The sequence below is a fragment of the Variovorax fucosicus genome, from assembly GCF_030316825.1.
Lineage (GTDB): Bacteria > Pseudomonadota > Gammaproteobacteria > Burkholderiales > Burkholderiaceae_C > Variovorax > Variovorax fucosicus.
This window is the reverse complement of sequence record NZ_JASZYU010000005.1, coordinates 248,485-269,459: the sequence shown is the minus strand read 5'-3', so window position 1 is coordinate 269,459 and position 20,975 is coordinate 248,485. Positions and strand designations below refer to the sequence as shown.

16 protein-coding genes are annotated in these 20,975 nt (G+C 66.5%); 5 read left to right on the top strand and 11 right to left on the bottom strand.

The features are described 5' to 3' along the window. Positions 1-9: 9 nt before the first annotated feature. The 6 genes from QTI05_RS26330 to QTI05_RS26305 form a co-directional block, all read right to left on the bottom strand. Positions 10-6,093 carry a FimL-related protein gene (locus QTI05_RS26330; protein ID WP_286621390.1) on the bottom strand — a complete coding sequence of 2,028 codons (6,084 nt, stop codon included), beginning with the start codon at positions 6,091-6,093 and terminating at the stop codon, positions 10-12. A 22-nt stretch (positions 6,094-6,115) separates the two neighbouring features. Further along, the gene (locus tag QTI05_RS26325) at positions 6,116-8,182 is read right to left on the bottom strand and encodes a methyl-accepting chemotaxis protein (protein WP_444812971.1); all 2,067 of its coding nucleotides are present in this window, start codon (positions 8,180-8,182) and stop codon (positions 6,116-6,118) included. 280 nt (positions 8,183-8,462) lie between these two features. Beyond that, entirely contained in the window at positions 8,463-9,026 is a 564-nt protein-coding gene (locus QTI05_RS26320; RefSeq protein ID WP_286621387.1) for a chemotaxis protein CheW, read from the bottom strand. Between the two features lie 2 nt (positions 9,027-9,028). Further along, positions 9,029-9,394 carry a response regulator transcription factor gene (locus tag QTI05_RS26315; protein ID WP_286539431.1) on the bottom strand — a complete coding sequence of 122 codons (366 nt, stop codon included), beginning with the start codon at positions 9,392-9,394 and terminating at the stop codon, positions 9,029-9,031. Further along, complete coding sequence (locus QTI05_RS26310; RefSeq protein WP_286539432.1) at positions 9,394-9,792, bottom strand: response regulator; 399 nt, start codon at positions 9,790-9,792, stop codon at positions 9,394-9,396. The genes QTI05_RS26315 and QTI05_RS26310 overlap by 1 nt, the downstream gene beginning before the upstream one ends. A gap of 83 nt (positions 9,793-9,875) precedes the next feature. Then, positions 9,876-10,046 (bottom strand): rubredoxin, encoded by a 171-nt coding sequence (locus QTI05_RS26305; RefSeq protein WP_262073550.1) that lies wholly within the window; start codon positions 10,044-10,046, stop codon positions 9,876-9,878. A gap of 111 nt (positions 10,047-10,157) precedes the next feature. Here QTI05_RS26305 and thiD point away from each other — a divergent pair, with 111 nt between their 5' ends. Then, entirely contained in the window at positions 10,158-11,123 is a 966-nt protein-coding gene (gene thiD / locus QTI05_RS26300; RefSeq protein WP_286621385.1) for a bifunctional hydroxymethylpyrimidine kinase/phosphomethylpyrimidine kinase, read from the top strand. Positions 11,124-11,247: 124 nt separating this feature from the next. Then, positions 11,248-12,534, top strand: coding sequence for a glutamate-1-semialdehyde 2,1-aminomutase (gene hemL, locus QTI05_RS26295; RefSeq protein ID WP_286621383.1), 1,287 nt, complete (start codon positions 11,248-11,250; stop codon positions 12,532-12,534). A 112-nt stretch (positions 12,535-12,646) separates the two neighbouring features. On the opposite strand, the gene purH is transcribed toward hemL, so the two are convergent. Genes purH through dusB form a run of 3 tightly spaced genes read right to left on the bottom strand, consistent with a single transcriptional unit; the run spans position 12,647 to position 15,559 of the window. Continuing rightward, a complete protein-coding gene (purH, locus tag QTI05_RS26290) occupies positions 12,647-14,233 on the bottom strand; it encodes a bifunctional phosphoribosylaminoimidazolecarboxamide formyltransferase/IMP cyclohydrolase (protein WP_286621382.1) in 1,587 nt (528 codons plus the stop codon). A 10-nt stretch (positions 14,234-14,243) separates the two neighbouring features. Continuing rightward, the gene (locus QTI05_RS26285) at positions 14,244-14,480 is read right to left on the bottom strand and encodes a Fis family transcriptional regulator (RefSeq protein ID WP_056577757.1); all 237 of its coding nucleotides are present in this window, start codon (positions 14,478-14,480) and stop codon (positions 14,244-14,246) included. A gap of 26 nt (positions 14,481-14,506) precedes the next feature. Continuing rightward, on the bottom strand, positions 14,507-15,559 hold the full coding sequence (gene dusB, locus QTI05_RS26280; RefSeq protein WP_286621380.1) for a tRNA dihydrouridine synthase DusB: 1,053 nt from the start codon (positions 15,557-15,559) through the stop codon (positions 14,507-14,509). Positions 15,560-15,747: 188 nt separating this feature from the next. Here dusB and QTI05_RS26275 point away from each other — a divergent pair, with 188 nt between their 5' ends. After that, positions 15,748-16,218, top strand: a complete 471-nt coding sequence (locus QTI05_RS26275; RefSeq protein ID WP_286539443.1) for a YqaA family protein — start codon at positions 15,748-15,750, stop codon at positions 16,216-16,218. Position 16,219: 1 nt separating this feature from the next. Here the strand turns inward: QTI05_RS26275 and QTI05_RS26270 are convergent, their stop codons facing one another. Beyond that, a complete protein-coding gene (locus tag QTI05_RS26270) occupies positions 16,220-16,894 on the bottom strand; it encodes a glutathione S-transferase (RefSeq protein ID WP_286621379.1) in 675 nt (224 codons plus the stop codon). Between the two features lie 142 nt (positions 16,895-17,036). Beyond that, positions 17,037-18,128: a redox-regulated ATPase YchF gene (ychF, locus tag QTI05_RS26265; RefSeq protein ID WP_286621378.1), complete on the bottom strand. Its 1,092-nt coding sequence runs from the start codon at positions 18,126-18,128 to the stop codon at positions 17,037-17,039. Positions 18,129-18,317: 189 nt separating this feature from the next. On the opposite strand from ychF, the gene QTI05_RS26260 reads away from it, so the two are divergent. Both QTI05_RS26260 and QTI05_RS26255 read left to right on the top strand, forming a co-directional pair. Then, on the top strand, positions 18,318-19,271 hold the full coding sequence (locus QTI05_RS26260) for a sugar ABC transporter substrate-binding protein (protein ID WP_286621377.1): 954 nt from the start codon (positions 18,318-18,320) through the stop codon (positions 19,269-19,271). A 118-nt stretch (positions 19,272-19,389) separates the two neighbouring features. Next, positions 19,390-20,973, top strand: a complete 1,584-nt coding sequence (locus QTI05_RS26255; RefSeq protein ID WP_286621376.1) for a sugar ABC transporter ATP-binding protein — start codon at positions 19,390-19,392, stop codon at positions 20,971-20,973. Positions 20,974-20,975: the final 2 nt, after the last annotated feature.

Sequence of the window (20,975 nt, the reverse complement as noted above, 5' to 3'; positions counted from 1 at the left end):
CGCTGCAGATCAGGCCGCCGCAGCGAACGCCGCCGTCTCTTCGGTGAAGCTGCGCACCAGCCGCAGCAGTTCCTCTTCCGAATAGGGCTTGCCGAGGTAGTGGTTCACGCCCAGCTGCTTGGCATGCTCGCGGTGCTTCTCGGCGATGCGCGAGGTGATCATGATGATCGGCAGGCCGGCCAGCGATGCATCGGCGCGGATGTTCCGTGCCAGGTCGAAGCCATCCATGCGCGGCATTTCGATGTCGGACAACACCACCGCCGGACGCTCCTGCTGCAGGCGTTCGAGCGCCTGCAGGCCGTCGGCCGCGAGCGACACACGGTAGCCTTCGCGCTGCAGCAGACGCTGCGTCACGCGCCGCACCGTGATCGAGTCGTCCACCACGAGCACCAGTGGTACCACCGGCGGCGTTTGCGATTCGACCTCCACGGGCAGGTTGACCTGGGCATCCGCACGCGGCGCCGCGCCGGGGGCGGCCGTGCCCTGCAGGCTGCGCGCCTGATCGCCATGCACCGCGGCCAACGCCACCGGGTTGTAGATCAGCGCAACCGCGCCGGACGCCAGCACCGAGATGCCGGCCATGCCGGGCAGCCGTGAGAGTTGCGGGCCGAGGTTCTTGACCACCACTTCCTGGTTGCCAAGCACTTCGTCCACGTGCAGCGCCACGCGTTGGGCCGCGCTGCGCACGACCACCACCACGTTGGTCTTGCTGGTACTGCGCTCGCTGCGCGTACTCGCCTGCAGCAAGGCACCGGCCCAGAAGAACGGCACCTGCTCGCCGCCGAACGGAAAGCTCTGGTTGAGGTAGGCCGACTCGAGATCCGATGCGCCGGTGCGCTGCACCAGCTCGACCAGACTCGACGGCACGCCGATCGAGACGTTCCCTGCGCGCAGCATCACCACGTGCGTCACGGCGGTGGTCAGCGGCAGCACCAGCTTGAAGGTGGTGCCCTCTACCGCCGACGAATGGGTTTCGATGCGGCCGCCGAGCGCGGCCACCTCGGAGCGCACCACGTCCATGCCGATGCCGCGCCCGGCCAGTTCGGAAACCTGGGTCGCGGTCGAGAAGCCGGGCTGGAAGATGAACTCGGCCGCTTCCGCAGGCGTGGGCTGCCGGCCCGGCGCGATCAGGCCGAGGGCCACCGCGCGTTCGGTGATGCGTGGGTAGTCGAGTCCGCCGCCGTCGTCGCGGAAGCTCACCGACACGTCGTTGCCTTCGTGGTGCAGCTCGATGTTGATGAGGCCGCTCGGATCCTTGCCGGCCTTCTCGCGCAGGGCCGCCGATTCGATGCCGTGCGCAACGCAGTTGCGCAGCAGATGCTCGAACGCAGGCGTCATGCGATCCAGTACGCCGCGGTCCATTTCGATCCGGCCGCCGGTGATGTCGAGGCGCACCTGTTTGCCGGTGTCCTTCGAGGCTTGCCGCACCACGCGATAGAGGCGGTCGGACAAATCCTCGAACTCGACCATGCGCGTGCGTAGCAGGCCGCGCTGGAGTTCGCGGGTCTGGCGCGCCTGTGCGCTGAGATCGTCTTCCGTGGCCTGCACCGTACGTTGCAGCGTGCGTTGCACGGTCGCCACGTCGTTGACCGACTCGGCCATCATGCGGGTGAGTTCCTGCACGCGGGTGAAGCGGTCGAACTCGAGCGGGTCGAAGCCCTGCTGCGAATCCTTGGCCTGGGCCAGCCGCGACTGCATCTGGCTTTCGGCCTGCACTTCGATGTCGCGCAGTTGCTGGCGCAGACGGTCGAGGTTGCCGGTCAGATCCGACAGCGAACTGCGCAGCTGGCCGATCTCGGCTTCGAGCCGCGAGCGCGTGATGATGACTTCGCCGGCCTGGGCCACCAGACGGTCGAGCAAGTGGGTGCGGATGCGCACCGCATGGCTCGATGACTGGCGCAGGGGCGCGAGCACGGTGGGCGTCGGCAGCGCGGGCTTGTCGGCTCGCGCGGCAAGGTCGGCCGCGGTCGCATGGATCGGCTCGTTGGCCGGCTCGGTGCTGACCAGGGCGACAACCGCAGGCGCAGGCGTTTCGGCCGCCTTGCGTTTGGCCATGGCAGCTGCTTCGACTGCACGCTGTGCGATCTCGGCCTGGGTCGCATCGTCGGCGGCACGCAGGCCATCGAAGGTGGCTTGCAGCACGTCGAAGCGCGCCAGCAGCTGTTCGATCGAGGCGCGCTCGACGCCCTCCGAACCCAGCAATTCGATCTCGGATTCCATGCGGTGCGCACGCTCGCCGAGCCGCATGGCGCCGGCCAGACGGGCGCTGCCCTTGAGCGTGTGCAGCGTGCGCAGCGTGGACGCGCGCGGCGCGGAACTTTGCGGGTTTTCCTGCCATTCGCGCAGCGCGGTGCCGAGTTGCGGCAGCAGTTCGGCCGCCTCTTCCTCGAAGATCGGGAACAGGTCGGCATCGACCGCGTCGGCCAGGTCGATCTCGTCCTCGCTGTCGTCGTAGACCGCGGGCTCGGTGGCGATGGCAGGCATCGACACCACATCGCGGACTTCGGCGAGGTGAGGCACTTCGGCCTTCGGCTGAGACTCGACGGGCACCGCAACTGCAACGGGCTCGGCAACTTCAGCAACTTCGACTGGTGCGGCAGCTTCGACTGGTTCGGCTACTTCGACCGCTTCGACCTGTTCGACTTGTTCGACTTGTTCGACAACGGCGTCGGCGACCGACGGCTCACGCGCTTCGGCGGGCATCGGTGCCGCAGCCACATCGCGCAGCGCCTCCAGCGTTTCGGGTGCGGGCTCTTTCAGGAAACCGGCCGCAAACTGGTGCAACAGCCGGCGCAACTCGTCGGTTGCAGCGACCAGCACCGCGCCCTGCTCGGGCGTGCCACTGCCTTGCATGTGCAGATGCTGCAGCGCGGCTTCGAGCAGGCGCGCCATGCCCGACATGCTCTGGAACCCGACCGTGGCCGAACTGCCGGCGAGCGAGTGGGCCAACCCGACGGTTGAATCGGGCATGGGCAGATGCGATTCGAGCGCCCATTCGCCGACCTCGGTCGCGAGTTGGCGCGACCATTCGTCCGCCTCGTTCAGATAGACGTTGTAGAGCGCAATGCCGATGCGCAGCGGGCCGATCACCTTGATCTGGTCGTCGGCACCTGGAACGGCCGAGGACTCGGTCCCTGCTTCGGTGGCAGCAACCGCCAACTCGGGCTCGGGCTCGGGCTCGGTTTCCGGCGCAGGCTCGGCTTCCGCCGCAACCGGCACTGGTGCCTCGGCAACCGGTTCTTGCGTCAACGATTCGGGCTCGGCAGCTTCCTTGAGCAGCGGGGCAGGCATTTCACCGTCGAACGCCGGCGCGGATGCTTCCAACGCGGGGTGCGTGTCCAGGAGAAAGTCGATGCTCTCGGCGCCGACCAGCGGCTCGGCTTCTGCCTCGCGCAACACGGGCGGCTCCTCGAAATCGAGGAAATCGGTGGACGCAAAAGGTTCGTCGAAGTCCCCGTGGTCTTCTTCCCGGCGCGCTGACGGCTGTGCAGACGGCGCCGGCGCATCGAACGATGGCGGCTCGAAGGCGGTGGACGGAAAATCCAGGTTCGGCAAATCCGGCAGATCCAGCAGTTGCGGTGCCTGCGGCATTTGCGGCTCGGCAACGGGCTCGGCAACCGCCGGCGCCGAGGGCTCGTCGTCGGCGATGCGGCGCGCAGCGGCAGCGAGGGTGCCCGCATTGGCCACGGGCGCGGGGACGGCCATCGGTTCGCCATTGCGCAGCGCCTCGGCCACCCTGCGGAAGGGCTCGACCTGCCAGGCATGCGGCTCGCCCGCAGCGATGGCTTCGACCCAGTTCGCAAAGTCGCGCATCGCGTTGTCGGTGGCGTGCAGCAGTTCCGGCGTGGCGGGCCGCTGGTCGGCCAGCCAGGTATTGAGCACCTGCTCGAACGACCAGGCCGCTTCGCCGAAGTCCATGAGACCGACCATGCGCGAGCTGCCCTTGAGCGTATGGAAGGCGCGGCGCAGCACCGTCAGTGCGCCAATGTCGGTTCCGTCGCGCCGCAGCAGCGCAACGGCGGCCAGGCCACCGTGCAGCACGTCACGCGCTTCGTCGAGGAAGATGTTCTGCAGGTCTTCTTCTTCGAGTTCGGTGACCTCGGTGTCGGGCAGGCCGTCGAGCGGCGCGGGGCCGGTGATCTTGGACTTCCAGCCGTCCGCAGCGCGGCTGAACTCCTCGATGGGCGACACCTTCTTGCGCTGCGGCGCGGCGAGCGCGGCGAGACGCGCGGCAATCTGGGCGTCGACCTCCTCGACGCTGAGCACGGTGTCGGCGCCGGCCGGCGCGGTGGTCGAGGCCGATGCCACGGCGGCAGCACCGGCGGCAACCGGCACTGCGGCGTCGGCACCTTGCCGGCCCATCAGCGGCTTGAGCTCACCCGCAGCCTCGTCGAACACGAACAGGCGCTTGGCCAGCGCTGGCTGGTAGCCGAGCATGTCGATCAGGAAACCGAGCGCACCCAGATTGTTGCCAAGCGAATCGAAGACGCGTGATTCGTCGGCCGGCGCGGTGTCGGCCAACAGCTGATCGACGTGGTCGCGCATGCGCTGCACGGTTTGCGAGGCCTGGTCGAGGCCGAGCACCGAAAACACGCCGCGCATCTGCATCAGCTGGGTCGGCACGGTGCGCAGCAACCCCTTTTCGGTCGGGCGACGGAAGAACTGGTCGAGCGACTTCTCGAGTTCGCCGAGATGGCTGCGCAGCTCGCCGACCACGGTTCCCATGGTCTGACGGTCGCTCACGCGGCGGTACAGCTCCTCCATCCAGGGTTCGAGCGGCTCCGAACGGCCGCCTTCGCGCGCCCGTTCGATGCGGCCCGCCAACTGAACCGTGCGCGCCGTGAGTTGACGGTCTTGCGGATCGAGATCTTCAAATGCGGCCTCGAGGTACAGCACCGAGGTGGCGACTTCCATCGCGAGTTCGGTGGCCGGAGGCTGGCCGGACCTGAGCGACGCGTCGACCGCATTGGTGAGCGCCTGCGCCATCGGCAGGCTCGGCGGATGCAGCTTCTGCAACGATTCGCTGAGTTGCGCAAAGGTGTCGACCACCTGACGCAAGCGGCCGAGATCGCCGCCCGAGAGCGCCGACCACATTTCCTTGGCGGCCTCGATGCGCTTGCGCGCCTGGGTCAGCACCACCGGATCGAAGCGGCCGAACTGCTCGCTGGTGTAGTCGACCGGACGCTCGTCCGCAAGACTCCACGCCACGCGCACCGCGCGCAGCGTCTTGGCTTGGTCGCGCGAGCCGGGCACGGCCTGGGCACAGAAGAACAACAGATCCTGTGCAAGCCGATCCGACACGGTGTTGTCGCCGCGCGCAAGCGTGGCGTACTGCAGCAGCATGCGCGATGCGGCACGCTTGACGTAGACGTCGGCGGGCACCAATCCGAGGCCCAGCGCTTCAAAGAAGGCCGCGGCCACCGCCCAGAAACTTCCGACGCGCATGGTCGAGGCACCGCGCGCCAGGCCGATGCAGATTTCCTGCAGGCGGCGCGCAGCTTCGTCGTCGCCGGTCTTGACGACCTTGAGCACTTCGCGGTCGATGCGCGAACGCACGGCCGGGTCGTACACCAACGCGGGCTTGGTGTTGGGCAGCACGATTTCGACCCAGCGCCACGGCTTGTTCCACAGGTCGGCCGGGTGCACCCGTTCGTTGCCGACCAGTTCCAGCACGTCGCGGTACTGGGGAAACAGCGCGACCGGGGATATGGCCTTGCCGGTCAGCAGCGCATTCAGGAAATCGGAAACCGCAAAACCGGCGCGATCCATTTTCTGCACTGCAGCCTCGGTGCAGCGCGCGGGCTCCTGCACGAAGCCCTGAATGGCGAATTCCATCGCGCCGAGCACGAGCGCGGGTGCGGTCTGGCCGACCATCTGCAGCGCCCCGACGGCCTGGTGCAGCTGCTGGCGCGCGACGCGCAACGGCCCGATGTCCACGTCCAGCGTGGTCGCGGACTCGCGGGCAAAACGCCGCAACGACTTGCTGGTGGCGTCGACAGACTTCTGAATCTCTTCGAGCACCCAGGCCAATGGCCCCAGGTCTTCGGTAGCCGGCGCATTGCGGGCAGCGGGGGCGGGGGGAAGGATCGGCACGGTCTGGGCTCGGGACAGGGGGTCAGGCAATCTTGAAACGGGACACCGACTGGCGCAACTCTTCCGCCATGTGCGAGAGCTCGCGCACCTGTTGCGCGGTGGCGCGCGTACCGTCGCCGGTTTGCTCCGTCACGGCAAAAATGTGCTGGATGTTGGCGGCCACCACGTTGGCCGAATTGGCCTCGCGCGATGCGGACTGCGAAATCTGCTCGATCAGTTCGGCCAGACGGCGCGACACGCGGTCGATCTCGGACAGTGCGGTGCCGGCGTTGTCGGACAGCTTGGCCCCTTCGACCACACCCTGCGTGGAACGCTCCATGGCGCCCACCGCATCCTGCGTGTCGGTCTGAATCGCCTTCACCAGCGCCGAGATCTGGCGCGTTGCGTCTGCGGAGCGTTCCGCCAGTCGCTGCACTTCTTCCGCCACCACCGAGAAGCCTCGGCCGGCTTCACCGGCGGATGCGGCCTGGATGGCGGCGTTCAGGGCCAGCACGTTGGTCTGTTCGGTAATGTCCGAGATCAGTTCGGTGATTTCGCCGATCTCCTGCGAGGATTCGCCCAGGCGCTTGATGCGCTTGGAGGTTTCCTGGATCTGGTCGCGGATCGAGTTCATACCGCCGATGGCGTTCTGCACAGCGTGCAGGCCCGATGTCGCGGCTTCGAGCGACTGGCGCGCCACAGTGGCCGATTCCTGCGCTTGCGTGGACACGCCGTTGATCCGCTCCGCCATGGTCAGCACCGATTGGCCGGTTTCGCGAATTTCGCGCAGCTGTTCGGTCGATGCGGCCAGCAGCTCGGTCGAGGTGTTTTCCACCTGCGACGTGGTTTGCGCAACGCGGGTCGCCGTGTTCTGCACGTTGCCCACCAGCAGTCGCAGTTCTTCCACCGTGTAGTTCACCGAGTCGGCAATGGCGCCGGTGATGTCTTCGGTCACGGTGGCTTCCTGCGTCAAATCGCCTTCGGCCACGGTTTGCAGTTCGTTCATGAGGCGCAAGATGGCCGCCTGGTTCGCGCTGTTGATGCGGCTCACGTCTTCGCGTTGGCCTTCGGCAGCGATCCGATCCCGCTCGGCTGCAGCAGCCCGTTCGCGGCCTTCGCGCACCTGCACGTAACCAATGGCACCCGCCAGCGTCAGTGCGGCCAGCGAGAGCACCAGCAGCATCACCAGCGTACTGGCGCCGAGACCGGTGCGGGCCGACAGCTTGTCCTGCAGGTCGCCGAGCGAGGTGCGCAGCGCTTCGCTGTCGTTCAGGATCACCGTTTGCGCTTCACGTGCAGTGACCAGGCCCTGCAGGTTGCCCAGAATGGCGCCGGCTTGCGTGCGGGTCTGTTCGTAGGTCTTGAGGATGGCTTCAAGTTGCTGGCGCGTTTGCGCGTCGCGCGTGCCGGGCAGTCGCTGCTGGGCGTTGCCGTCGAGCAGGCCACGCGTGACTTCCTGGAACGTGTTCAAGTCCTTGCCGAGCAGGAACACCGCGTCGGGGCTCACGCCTTCCAGCGTCAGGAATTCGTTGGCCGACTTGCCGATGCGCTGGGTCAGCATCACGAGCTGGCCTGCGGCCGAAATTTCGGGAATGGTCGCGCTCTGCTGCATCTTGAGCGAGGCCACGGTCTCAGTCATTTCGAGCAGGTCGGACGACTGGCGGTTGATGCTGCGCAGCGCGGCGCCCACCTGCGTCAGGATCTGCTGCTGGCCCAGCACGGCCTTGGCGCTCGCATCGGCGCGCGCCACCATCGGCGTGATCTTGGAGAGTTCTTCGTCGTACTGGCCGCCGACGCGTTCCAGCTTGAGCGACTCGTCGCCGCTGGCGAGGCCCTGCACACGCCGCGACAAGTCGTCGGCGCTGTCTTTCACTTCCGCGAAGGCCGGCACGCTGCCCACCATCGCCTGCGACACCGACTTGGCCAGCCGCTGCGACTGCATCATCGACTGGCCGGTGGCCGCCACCTGTTGCGCCAGACGTTCGGCGCGCAAGATGGCCGAGCCTGCAATCAGCAACAAGAGCAGCACGACCGCGCCCAGCACGACCGCCAGGATGCGCTGCTGGCGCACGGAGCCGGAACGCGGCGGCTCGGCCGCCGCACCCGCCATCGCGACGTCCGGCTCGGCCGCAGGGGCGGCTTCGGCCATTTCGGGCGTCAGCGGGACGTCGACCGGCGCATCGTTGGCGGCCAGCATCGGCTCGGCCACGGGCGCCGGCTCTTCGGTATGTTCTTTACGTAGCAGCACGGTCTTCTCCTCGGGCGGTTGCAGCGTTTCGGCGTTGTCGAAGGCCAACGTAGCTGCACTGTCGGCACGAACCGTCACGCTGTCATCGCGGGCGGGCATTAGTTTCTTGAACTTGTCGGCGATCGAACTCACGGTCGGTCCTTCAGTTGATGTCGGGGTTCGGCAAGCCACCGGCGCCGATACTCAAAAATTGCGGTTGCTGCGAAAGCGCTTGCAGGTTGATCTCCTGCCACTGCACGCCCTCCGCATCGGTGTACGCATGGCCAAGCCACGCAGGCGCTTCGACGTCGGGCGCCTTGGCTGCCGTGAAAGCCTCGACGCCGCGCAGTCCGACCAGGCGGTCGATCAGCAGGGCGCAGTTGACTTCGAGCAGTTCGTTGAGCGCCACCAGTCGCGACTGCGCGCGCGCCGCTTCGGTCGCAGCCACGGGGCTGCGCTGGCCGGCGGCAAAGCCGGCAAGCTGGATCACGCCGAACAGCCCGCCACGCAGGTTGGCGACGCCGAGAAACCAGGGCGCCGTGTACGGCACAGGCTGCGGCGGCGTCCAGGGGAAAATTTCGCCGGCATGGCCGAGCGGAAACAGATACTTGGCATTGCCCGCCTCAACGGCCAGCCAGGAGGCCGACACGCTGCCGGCAGTGCGCACGGCCTGCAAGCGACCCGCAAGGCGGGACTGGAAAGCGCGCAACGCGTCGCGATTGGCCATGTTCAGGCAAGCGCGCTGATCTTCGCCATCAGTTCGGCGGCGTTGACCGGTTTGACGATGTAGTCGCGCGCACCTTGGCGCATGCCCCAGACGCGGTCGGTTTCCTGGTTCTTGCTGGTGCACAGGATGATCGGCACCTGCTCGTACTTCGGATTACGGGCGATCGCGCGGGTGAGCTGGAAGCCGTTCTGGCCCGGCATCACCACGTCCATCAGGATCAGGTCGGGCTGCTCCTCTTCGAGCCGGCGCATGGCGTCGTCGGCGTTTTCCGCCGTCTTCACGGCGAAGCCGTTTTTCTGGAGCAGTTCGGTCAGGAACAGCAACTCCGTCTTGGAGTCGTCAACCACGAGTACTTTATGAATGGCCATCAGGGGGCTTCCGTTTGAACGATGCCGAACTGCTGCACGGCTTGCAGCAGTTGGTCTTTGGTAAAAGGCTTGGTGAGATAGTCTTGCGAGCCGACCATGCGACCGCGCGCCTTGTCGAACACGCCATCCTTCGAGGAAAGCATGACGACAGGGACGCCCGAGAACTGGGCGTTGCGTTTGATGATGGCGCAGGTTTGGTAGCCGTCGAGACGCGGCATCAGGATGTCGCAGAAAATGAGATGCGGCTTGTGGTCGTTGACCTTCGACAGCGCATCGAATCCGTCTTCAGCCAGCAGCACTTCGTGGCCACCCTGCTTGAGAAAGATCTCAGCGCTGCGCCGAATAGTGTTGCTGTCGTCGATGACGAGCACTTTGTAACCGGATCCTGTGGTGCTCATGGGCACACGCTCCTGTATGGGACTTCGTTCAATACCGCACCGAACAGATCGGCGCATGATGAAGCGCAGCCCTATGCCATGCTTCAGATCTCAACCATCTCAAAATCTTCCTTGCGCGCTCCGCACTCGGGACACGTCCAGTTCATCGGGACGTCGGCCCAGGCCGTGTTGGGCGCAATGCCGTCTTCGGGCACTCCAACCGCTTCATCGTAGATCCACCCGCAAATCAGGCACATCCATGTTTTCGTGTTCATCGCAGCTTAAAGTCCCTGTACATAGAATGCAACGATTGTATCCAGACGTATCACAGTTGAACGTGACAAGCGTCTCACTTATGCCACCATCGCGGTGACCCACCACGGCGCATGAATACTTACTTACTACCCTCTGGCGCCGCACGTGATGCGGCCGATCTTACCGGTGCGTCGGACGACGAAACGTTGGCCGACGACGACGATCTCAACCCGCCCTGCGTGCTGGTCTTCAACGCCAGCGACCCGAGCGGCGCCGGCGGGCTTGGAGGCGACGCGCTGGCCATGGCGTCAGTGGGTGCGCACATGCTTGCGGTCGTGACCGGCGCGTACGCGCGCGACACGGCCGAGATTTTCGACCACTTTGCCTTCGATGAGGAAGCCGTTGCCGAACAGGCGCGCGCGATCCTGGAGGACGTGGAAGTGCGGCTGATCAAGGTCGGTTTCGTCGGCACGCCGGAGATCCTCAGCACCATCGCCGAGACCGCCAGCGACTACCCCGACGTTCCGCTGGTGGCCTACATGCCCAACCTGTCGTGGTGGGACGAAAACCAGATCGAGCCCTACCTCGATGCCTTCCGCGACCTGCTGCTGCCGCAGACCACGGTGCTGGTGGGCAACCACAGCACGCTCTGGCGCTGGCTGCTGCCCGACTGGTCCGGCGAGCGCAGCCCGACACCGCGCGACATCGCCCGCGCAGCCGGCGAGCACGGCGTGCCCTACACGCTCGTCACCGGCATCGTGCTGCCCGACCAGTTCTTCGACAACGTGCTGGCCTCGCCTCAGGCGGTGCTCGCCAGCGAGAAGTACGAGCGGCTCGAAGCCGTGTTCTCCGGTGCCGGCGACACGCTCTCGGCCGCGCTGGCGGCACTGCTCGCCAGCGGCACCGACCTCACCGCCGCCACCAGCGAGGCGCTGAGCTATATGGATCGCTGCCTCGATGCGGGTTTTCGCCCCGGCATGGGCCATGTGCTGCCCGACCGCCTGTTCTGGGCCCAGCCCGAAGAGGACGAAGACGACGTGGTCGAGGCGGCCGACCCCTCCGACTTTGCCCTGCCACCGCACGACACCCGCCACTGAAATGTTGCTCGCCCCCAGGCTGCGCGCACTGCGTGTCGCTTCTCCTTCCCCCTGCCGGGGGCGGGCCGGCCGCTTCGGGCGGCCGGGCGCGGCGGCCCCTTGCCTATAAGAATTTCTCCCCTCAATGACAAACGCTGACCGAAACGAACAACTCTTCGAGCGCGCCCGCGCCGTGATCCCCGGTGGCGTGAACTCGCCGGTTCGCGCCTTCAAGGCCGTCGGCGGCACGCCGCGCTTCGTGCAACGTGCCCAGGGCGCGTATTTCTGGGACGCGAACGACAAGCGCTACATCGACTACATCGGCTCCTGGGGGCCGATGATCCTGGGGCACGGGCACCCGGCCGTGGTCGAAGCGGTGCAGAAGGCCGTGCTGGAAGGCTTCTCGTACGGCGCGCCGACCGAGCGCGAGATCGAACTGGCCGAAGCCATCCTCGCGCTGGTGCCGTCGATGGAAATGGTGCGGCTCGTGAGCTCGGGCACCGAAGCCGCCATGAGCGCGCTGCGCCTGGCGCGCGGTGCCACCGGACGCAAATACATCATCAAGTTCGAGGGCTGCTACCACGGCCACGCCGATGCGCTGCTGGTCAAGGCCGGCTCCGGCCTCGCGACCTTCGGCAATCCGACCTCGGCCGGCGTGCCGCCCGAAGTCGTGCAGCACACGCTGGTGCTCGAGTACAACAACCTCGAGCAGCTCGAAGAGGCGTTCGCGCTGCACGGCAACGAACTCGCCTGCCTGATGATCGAGGCGATCGCTGGCAACATGAATTTCGTGCGCGCGACGCCCGCGTTCGCGAAGCGCTGCCGCGAACTCTGCACGCAGCACGGCGCACTGCTGGTGTTCGACGAAGTGATGACGGGCTTTCGCGTCGGCCTGCACGGGGCGCAGGGCGTGCTCGGCATCACGCCCGACCTCACGGTGCTCGGCAAGGTCATCGGCGGCGGCATGCCGCTGGCGGCCTTCGGCGGCCCGCGCGCGATCATGGAGCAGCTCGCCCCCCTGGGCCCGGTCTACCAGGCCGGCACGCTCTCGGGCAACCCGGTGGCCACGGCTTGCGGCCTCGCGACCTTGAAGGAAGTGGCCAAGCCCGGCTTCTATGAAGCGCTGGGCACCAGGACGCGTTTGTTGGTCGATGGCCTCAAGGCGGCGGCCGCTGCCGAAGGCGTGCCGTTCAGCGCCGACAGCGAAGGCGGCATGTTCGGCTTCTTCCTGTTCGACCAGTTGCCGCAGAACTACGCGACGGTGATGACCACCGACAACGCAAGGTTCAACACGCTGTTCCACGGCCTGCTGGACCGCGGGGTCTACATCGCGCCGGCGCTCTACGAAGCCGGCTTTGTCAGCGCCGCACACAGCGACGAAGACATCGCCGCAACGATCGAAGCCGCCCGCCAGATCTTCAGGAACCTCTAGGCGCGCCCAGCCCAGGAACACCGCGGAACCGGCTTTGCCGGGCCGCCGGTGTTGCCCCCCTGCAAGGGGGTTGGCGAAGCGACACGAAGTGCGCGAAGACTGGGGGTGGGATCTAGTGCCTGAAGTGACGCACGCCTGAGAGCACCATCACCACGCCGCGCTCGTCCGCCGCGTCGATCACTTCCTGGTCGCGCATCGAGCCGCCTGGCTGGATGACCGCGCTGGCGCCGGCATCGACCACCACGTCGAGCCCGTCGCGGAACGGAAAGAACGCATCGCTCGCGACCGCCGTGCCTTTCAGCGACAAGCCTGCATGCTCGGCCTTGATGCTCGCGATCCGCGCCGAATCGAGCCGGCTCATCTGGCCTGCGCCCACGCCCATGGTCATGCCGCCGGCGCAGAACACGATCGCGTTGCTCTTCACGTACTTCGCGACCTTCCAGGCGAACAGCAGGTCTTCCAGCTGTTCCGGCGTCGGTTGCTTCTTGCTCACCACCTTGAGCTCGCTCGCGGCCAGCACGCGGTTGTCGGCGGTCTGCATCAGAAGGCCCGAGCCGATGCGCTTGACGTCCATCATGTTGCGGCCGTTGTCCCAGTCGCTCGCGCCGCCCGGTGGCAGCGCGATCTCGAGAATGCGCACGTTCTGCCGGTTCCTGGTCGCCTGGAACAGCTCCAGTGCTTCGGGCGTGTAGCCGGGCGCCATCAGCACCTCGACAAACTGCTTGCTGATCTCTTGCGCCGTCGCACCATCGACAGTGCGGTTGAAGGCGATGATGCCGCCGAAGGCCGAGGTCGGATCGGTCTTGAAGGCCTTGCTGTAGGCCTCGTTCGCGTCCCTGCCCACGGCCACGCCGCAGGGGTTGGCGTGCTTGACGATCACGCAGGCCGGCACGTCGAAGCTCTTCACGCATTCCCACGCGGCGTCGGCATCGGCGATGTTGTTGTAGCTGAGCTCCTTGCCCTGCAGTTGCTTCGCGCTCACGAGCGAACCGGGCGCCGGATACAGGTCGCGGTAGAACGCGGCCTGCTGGTGCGGGTTCTCGCCGTAGCGCAAGTCCTGCAGCTTGACGAAGCGGCCATTGCTCTGCGCCGGAAACAGCGAGTGGCTGCCGTCTTCCCGCAGACCCGACAGGTAGTCGCTGATGGCGCCGTCGTATTGGCTGATGCGGTTGAAGGCGGCCACCGACAGCGCGAACTTCGTCTTGTCGCTGAGCTTGCCGTCGGCCTGGAGTTCGGCCAGCGCGCCCGCGTACTGCGATGCGTCGGTCAGCACGCCGACGTCCTTCCAGTTCTTGGCCGCGCTGCGCACCATGGCCGGGCCGCCGATGTCGATGTTCTCGATCGCGTCTTCGAGGGTGCAGCCGGGCTTGGCAACGGTGGCCTCGAACGGGTAGAGATTCACCACCAGCAGGTCGATGGTGTCGATGCCATGCGCCTCGATGGCGGCCACGTGCGCAGGCAGATCGCGCCGCGCCAGCAAGCCACCGTGGATCTTGGGGTGCAGCGTCTTCACGCGCCCGTCGAGCATTTCGGGAAAACCGGTGTGGTCGGCGACCTCGGTCACCGGCAGGCCGGCATCGGCCAGCAACTTCGCGGTGCCGCCGGTGGAAAGGAGCTTGATGCCGAGCGCGTTGAGCGCCTTCGCAAATTCGAGGATGCCGGTCTTGTCGGAAACGGAGAGCAGTGCGGTCAGGGCCATGAGTTTCTTTTTATTTCAACAATTTATGTTCGACGAGTTTCTTGCGCAGCGTGTTGCGGTTGAGCCCAAGCCATTGCGCGGCGCGCGACTGGTTGCCTTCGGCACGGGTCATCACCACGTCGAGCAAAGGTTTTTCGACCACGCGCACCAGCATCTCGTACATGCCGTCGGGTTCGGTGCCGCGCAGATCGCGGAAGTAGCTGTCCAGACTGCTGCGCACGCAGTCCTCGATGTGTTTTTTGCTCATGCTTGGTTTCTCTTCTTCTCTCTCTCTCATTCAGCGGCGGCAGCCGCTTCCATTTCCGGGGACAGATCTGCGTCTGCACCCGGGGACGGCATGCGGTCCATCAAGACCGCGATCCCGTCGAAAAAGTCGGCGACGGCACGCAGTTGCAGCGCGCAGTCGTCCAGGGTGTTCATCTGCGCGCGGAATGCTTCGCCGCCGGGCAATGAACGCAGATACCAGCCGATGTGCTTGCGCGCGGTGCGCACGCCGCTGAACTCGCCGTACAGCGCGTAGTGCGCCTCCAGATGCTCCAGCATCAGGCGTCGCACTTCGGCCACCAGCGGCGGCGCGAGCTCGGTGCCCGTGGCCAGGAAATGCGCGATCTCGCGAAAGATCCAGGGCCGGCCCTGCGCCGCGCGGCCGATCATCACGGCGTCCGCGCCAGTGAGCGCCAACACCTCGCGCGCTTTCTGCGGACTCGTGATGTCGCCGTTGGCCACCACCGGCACGCGCACCGCGGCCTTCACGGCGGCGATGGTGTCGTACTCGGCCGCGCCCTTGTAGCCTTGCTCGCGGGTGCGGCCGTGCACCGTCAACATCTGCACGCCGGCCGCTTCGAAGTCGCGCGCGAGCTTCACCGCATTGCGATGGTCCTGGCTCCAGCCGGTGCGCATCTTCAGCGTGACCGGCACGCTATGCGGCGCCGCAGCGTCAACCACGGCCTGCACGATCTGGAGCGCGAGCGGCTCGTCGCGCATCAGCGCCGAGCCCGCCCATTTGTTGCAGACCTTCTTGGCCGGGCAGCCCATGTTGATGTCGATGATCTGCGCGCCGCGGTCGATGTTGTAGTGCGCGGCCTCGGCCATCATGGCCGCATCGGTGCCGGCGATCTGCACCGCGATCGGACCGGGCTCGCCGTCGTGGTTGGCGCGGCGCGAGGTCTTGAGCGTGTTCCACAGCTCCTTGCGCGAGGTCACCATCTCGCTCACCGCGTAGCCCGCGCCGAGCGTGCGGCACAGCATGCGGAACGGGCGGTCCGTCACGCCGGCCATGGGCGCCACGAACAAGCGGTTTTCCAGCGCGATGGGGCCGATCTGCATGGTGAGGGAAGAGGAAATGAGCCGCGCGAAGCTGCTGAAAAATGAGGCACGATTGTAGCGGCGCGGCATTTCAGGGACTGAAACAGATTGCGCATTTGGATCGGGCTTTCGTGCTTGACTTGCGGCCCGGTTTGACGGCGCTTTCTCCCACGCCTTTCGATCACTCGGCTTTCTATACTCCGTTGCAGATGCAAGCCTGGCTCGACTCCCTCACGGCGCTGTTGGCGCTGCCGCAATACGGCCTCTCGACACTTTTTTTCGTCTCGTTCGTGTCGGCCACGCTGCTGCCGTTGGGTTCGGAGCCTGCGCTGTTCGGCCTGCTCAAGCTCAACCCCGAGATGTTCTGGCCGGCCGTGCTGGTGGCCACGGCGGGCAACACGCTCGGCGGCGCGGTCGACTGGTGGATGGGCTACGGCGCGCACAAGGTCGCCGACAAATATGCCCACTCGAAGCACCATGTGCGTGTGCTCACTTGGCTTGAAAAGCTCGGGCCCAAGGCCTGCCTGCTGAGTTGGCTGCCGCTGTTCGGCGACCCGCTGTGCGCCGTCGCCGGCTGGCTCAAGTTGTCGTTCTGGCCTTGCCTGCTTTACATGGCCATCGGCAAGTTCGCTCGCTACCTGACGATGACGGTGGCCCTGCTCTACATCTGGCCGAACTGAATCAGCTCAACAGGCCGTAGGGGCCGCCGCGCTCCAGCGCCTTTTGGTAAGCCGGCCGCGCATGGATGCGTGCGAGGTACGCCATCAGCTTCGGCCGTGAAGCATCGAGCCCGCCGCGCGCCTGTGCCGCCTCGACCGGAAAGCTCATCTGGATGTCGGCGCCGCTGAAGTCAGCGCCCGCAAACCATTCGCTCTTGCCCAGCTCGCCTTCCATGAAGTCGAGGTGCGTGGTGATGTTCGGCGTCACGAAACTGCTCTTGGCCTTGCCCGCGATCGCCCTGGCGATGGGTTTGGCGAAGAACGGCATCTTGCTCTTCTCGATCTTGTCGAACACCAGCTTGAGCAGCAGCGGCGGCATCGCCGAGCCTTCGGCGTAGTGCAGCCAGTAGCGGTAGCGCAGCGCCTCGGCCGAGCCTGCGGGCGGCGCGAGCCGGCCCTGGCCGAAGCGCTCGATGAGGGTCTCGATGATCGCGCCCGACTCGGCCAGCGCGAGGCCGTCGTCGGTCGTCACTACCGGCGACTTGCCCAGCGGGTGCACGCGGCGCAGCTCGGGCGGCGCCAGCATGGTCTTCGCGTCGCGCTGGTAGTGAACGATCTCATAGGGCAGCCCGAGTTCTTCGAGCAGCCAGAGCACGCGCTGCGAGCGCGAATTGTTGAGGTGGTGAACGGTGAGCATCGGAATCGTCTGTTGTGCTGAATGACGTCAAGGGCCCCTTCGCGAAACACCGCGGAACCGGCTTTGCCGGGCCGCTGGTGTTGCCCCCGGTAGGGGGTTGGCGAAGCGACACGAAGTGCGCGCAGCCTGGGGGCGAGCTTTACTACGAACTAAACAGGAAGTTCATCACGTCGCCATCCTTGACGACGTATTCCTTGCCTTCCGAACGCATCTTCCCAGCGTCCTTCGCGCCCTGCTCGCCCTTGAAGGCGATGTAGTCGGCGAAGGCGATGGTCTGGGCGCGGATGTAGCCCTTCTCGAAGTCGCCGTGGATCACGCCGGCGGCCTGCGGGCCGGTGTCGCCGATGTGGATGGTCCATGCGCGCACTTCCTTCACGCCGGCCGTGAAGTAGGTTTGCAGGCCCAGCAGCTTGAAGGCCGCGCGGATCAGGCGGTTCAGGCCGGGCTCTTCCTGGCCGATCTCGGCGAGGAACATCTTCTTGTCCTCGTCGTCCATGTCGGCCAGTTCGGCTTCGATCTTGGCGCAGATCGCGACCACGGGCGCGCCCTGCTTCGCGGCGTATTCGCGCAGGCGATCGAGATACGGGTTGTTCTCGAAGCCGTCTTCGGCCACGTTGCCGACGAACATCGCAGGCTTGGCCGTGATGAGCGTGAAGGACTTCACCAGCGGTTGCTCTTCCCGGGTGAACTCGAGCGCGCGCACCGGCGTGTTCTCGTTCAGTGCGGCCTGGCAGCGTTCGAGCAGCGCGACCAGCTTCTGTGCGTCCTTGTCGCCCGAGCGCGCGACCTTGGTGTGGCGGTGCAGCGCCTTCTCGACCGTGGCGAGGTCGGCCAGGCACAGCTCGGTCTGAATCACCTCGATGTCGGAGATCGGGTCGACCTTGCCGGCGACGTGGATCACGTTGTCGTCGTCGAAGCAGCGCACCACGTTCACCGTGGCGTCTGTTTCGCGGATGTGCGCGAGGAACTTGTTGCCCAGACCTTCGCCGGTGCTGGCGCCGGCCACCAGGCCCGCGATGTCGACGAACTCGACGATCGCAGGAACGATGCGCTCGGGCGAAATGATCCCGGCCAGCTGCGCCAGCCTCGGATCAGGCACCTCCACAACGCCGACGTTCGGCTCGATGGTGCAGAAGGGATAGTTCTCCGCTGCGATGCCGGCCTTGGTCAGCGCATTGAAAAGGGTGGATTTACCGACGTTGGGCAGGCCGACGATGCCGCATTGCAAACTCATGGATGTCCTCTGGAATCAACCAGCGATTTTACGGTGCGGACTTCAAGTTCCTCTTCAGGCCCGAACGATCCGCCGCTGCTGCCTCAGGGTAAAACCCGAGACGCAAACGTTTGCGCAAACGTTTGCTTTCGTTAGGATCGGGCCTCCGGCAGCAAGACCGGCACCCATCCAATCCCAGGAGACCTCTCAATGAAACTCACCCGCCGCACCGTGCAGAACACCGCCGCCCTCGCCCTGCTGGGCGCGCTTGCCGCCTCGCCCGCGCTCGCGCAGGACAAGCCGAAGGTTGCGCTTGTCATGAAATCGCTGGCCAACGAGTTCTTCCGCACCATGGAAGACGGCGCCAAGGCCCACCAGAAAGCCCACGCATCGCAGTACACGCTCGTGGCCAACGGCATCAAGGACGAGACCGACACCGCGGCCCAGATCAAGATGGTCGAGCAGATGGTGGCGCAAAAGATCAACGCGCTGGTGATCGCGCCGGCCGATTCGAAGGCGCTGGTTCCGGTGGTCAAGGCCGCCATCGACAAGGGCATCCTGGTCGTCAACATCGACAACCAGTTCGACGCCGCCGCGCTGAAGGAAAAGGCGATCCAGGTGCCGTTCGTCGGCCCCGACAACCGCGCCGGCGCCAAGCTGGTCGGCGACGAGCTCGCCAAGAGCCTGAAGGCCGGCGACAAGGTCGGCATCATCGAAGGCGTGTCGACCACGTTCAACGCCCAGCAGCGCACGCTCGGCTACCAGGACGCGATGAAGGCGGCCGGCGTGACGGTGGTCGGCGTGCAGTCGGGCCAGTGGGAAATCGACAAGGGCAACACGGTGGCGGCCGGCATGATGCGCGAGCACCCGGATCTGAAAGCGCTGCTCGCCGGCAACGACAGCATGGCACTCGGCGCGGTCGCGGCGGTCAAGGCCGCTGGCAAGACCGGCAAGGTGCTGGTGGTCGGCTACGACAACATCGGCGCGATCAAGCCGATGCTGGCCGACGGCCGGGTGCTCGCCACCGCCGATCAGTTCGCAGCCAAGCAGGCGGTGTTCGGCATCGAGACCGCACTGAAGGCGCTCGCCGACAAGAAGCCGCAGGCTTCGATGCCGGCCGAGATCAAGACTGACGTGGTGCTGGTCACCAAGGCCGCCAAGTAAATGTTGCTCGCCCCCAGGCTTTGCGCACTTCGTGTCGCTTCGCCACCCCCCACCGGGGGCAACACCAACGGCCCGGCAAAGCCGGTTCCGTGGTGTTTCTGGAACGAGGTTGCCATCGATGGCTGACAACAATCGCAGCGCGCCGGTGCTCTCGCTGAGCGCGCTCGGCAAGGACTACGCGGCGCCGGTGCTCGACGACGTCTCGATCGTGCTGAACGCCGGCGAAGTGCTCGCCCTCACGGGTGAGAACGGTGCCGGGAAGAGCACGCTGTCCAAGATCGTCTGCGGCCTGGTGCAGCCCACGCGCGGGCAGATGCTGCTGGACGGCCAGCCCTTCGCGCCCGGCTCGCGGCGCGAGGCCGAACACCAGGGCGTGCGCATGGTGATGCAGGAGCTGGGCCTCGTGTCGACCCTGTCCGTGGCCGAAAACCTTCTGCTCGACCGCCTGCCCCATCGCGCGGGCTGGCTGCGGCGCAGCGCGCTGCATGCGCTGGCCGCGCGCCAGCTCGCCAAGATCGGCATGCAGGGCATCGACCCCGCCACGCCGGTGGCACGGCTGGGCATCGGGCAGCAGCAGATGGTCGAGATCGCGCGCAACCTGCAGGACGACACGCGCGTGCTGGTGCTCGACGAACCCACGGCGATGCTCACGCCGCGCGAGACTTCGCACCTGTTCGAGCAGATCGAGTTGCTGAAGGCGCGCGGCGTGGCCATCGTCTATGTGTCGCACCGGCTCGAGGAGCTGCAGCGCATCGCCGACCGCGTGGCGGTGCTGCGCGACGGCCGGCTGGTCGATCTGCGGCCGATGGCGGGCGTGCGCGAATCGGAACTGGTGCAGCGCATGGTCGGCCGCGCGGTGCACGAACACGAGAACCGCCCGCGCCGCCGTGCCGGCCCGGTGCTGCTGCGGGCCACCGGCCTCGGCCGGGACGAGGCGGTGCGCGATGTCGATCTGGCGCTCCACGCGGGCGAAGTGATGGGGCTGGCCGGCCTGGTCGGCTCCGGCCGGACCGAGCTGGTGCGGCTGCTGTTCGGCGCGGACCGTGCTGATCGCGGCGAGATCGCGCTGTATGCCGGCACCTCCGATGGTGCGGGCGCCGCGCCGACGCGGCGCATCCAGCGTGGCTGGCGCTCGCCGATGCAGGCGATCCGTGCCGGCATCGGGCTGGTCACCGAAGACCGCAAATCGCAGGGGCTGCTGTTGCCGCAGCCGATCCGCGTCAACACCACCTTGAGCGACCTCGGTGCCGTGTCGCGCGCCGGCTGGCTGCAGCGCGCCAAGGAGAAAGCCATTGCGCGGCGGCTGGTCGAGGTGCTGCGCATCCGCTCGCGCAGCATCGAGCAGGCCGCAGCCACATTGAGCGGCGGCAATCAGCAGAAGGTGGTGTTCGCACGCTGGCTGCACCGCGAGTGCAATGTGCTGCTGCTCGACGAGCCGACGCGCGGCGTCGACGTGGGCGCGCGCGCGGACCTGTACGCCGAACTCGACCGCATGACCGACGCCGGCCGCGCGCTGCTCATGGTGTCGAGCGACCTGCGCGAACTGATGGCGATGTGCGACCGCATCGGCGTCATGAGCGGGGGTCGGCTGGTCGCCGTGTTCGAGCGCGGCGAATGGAGCGAGCAGTCCCTGCTTGCAGCAGCCTTCAGCGACGCAGCCGGCGCACCCGCCGCGCCTGCACCTTCTTCCCTGCCGGCCTGAAC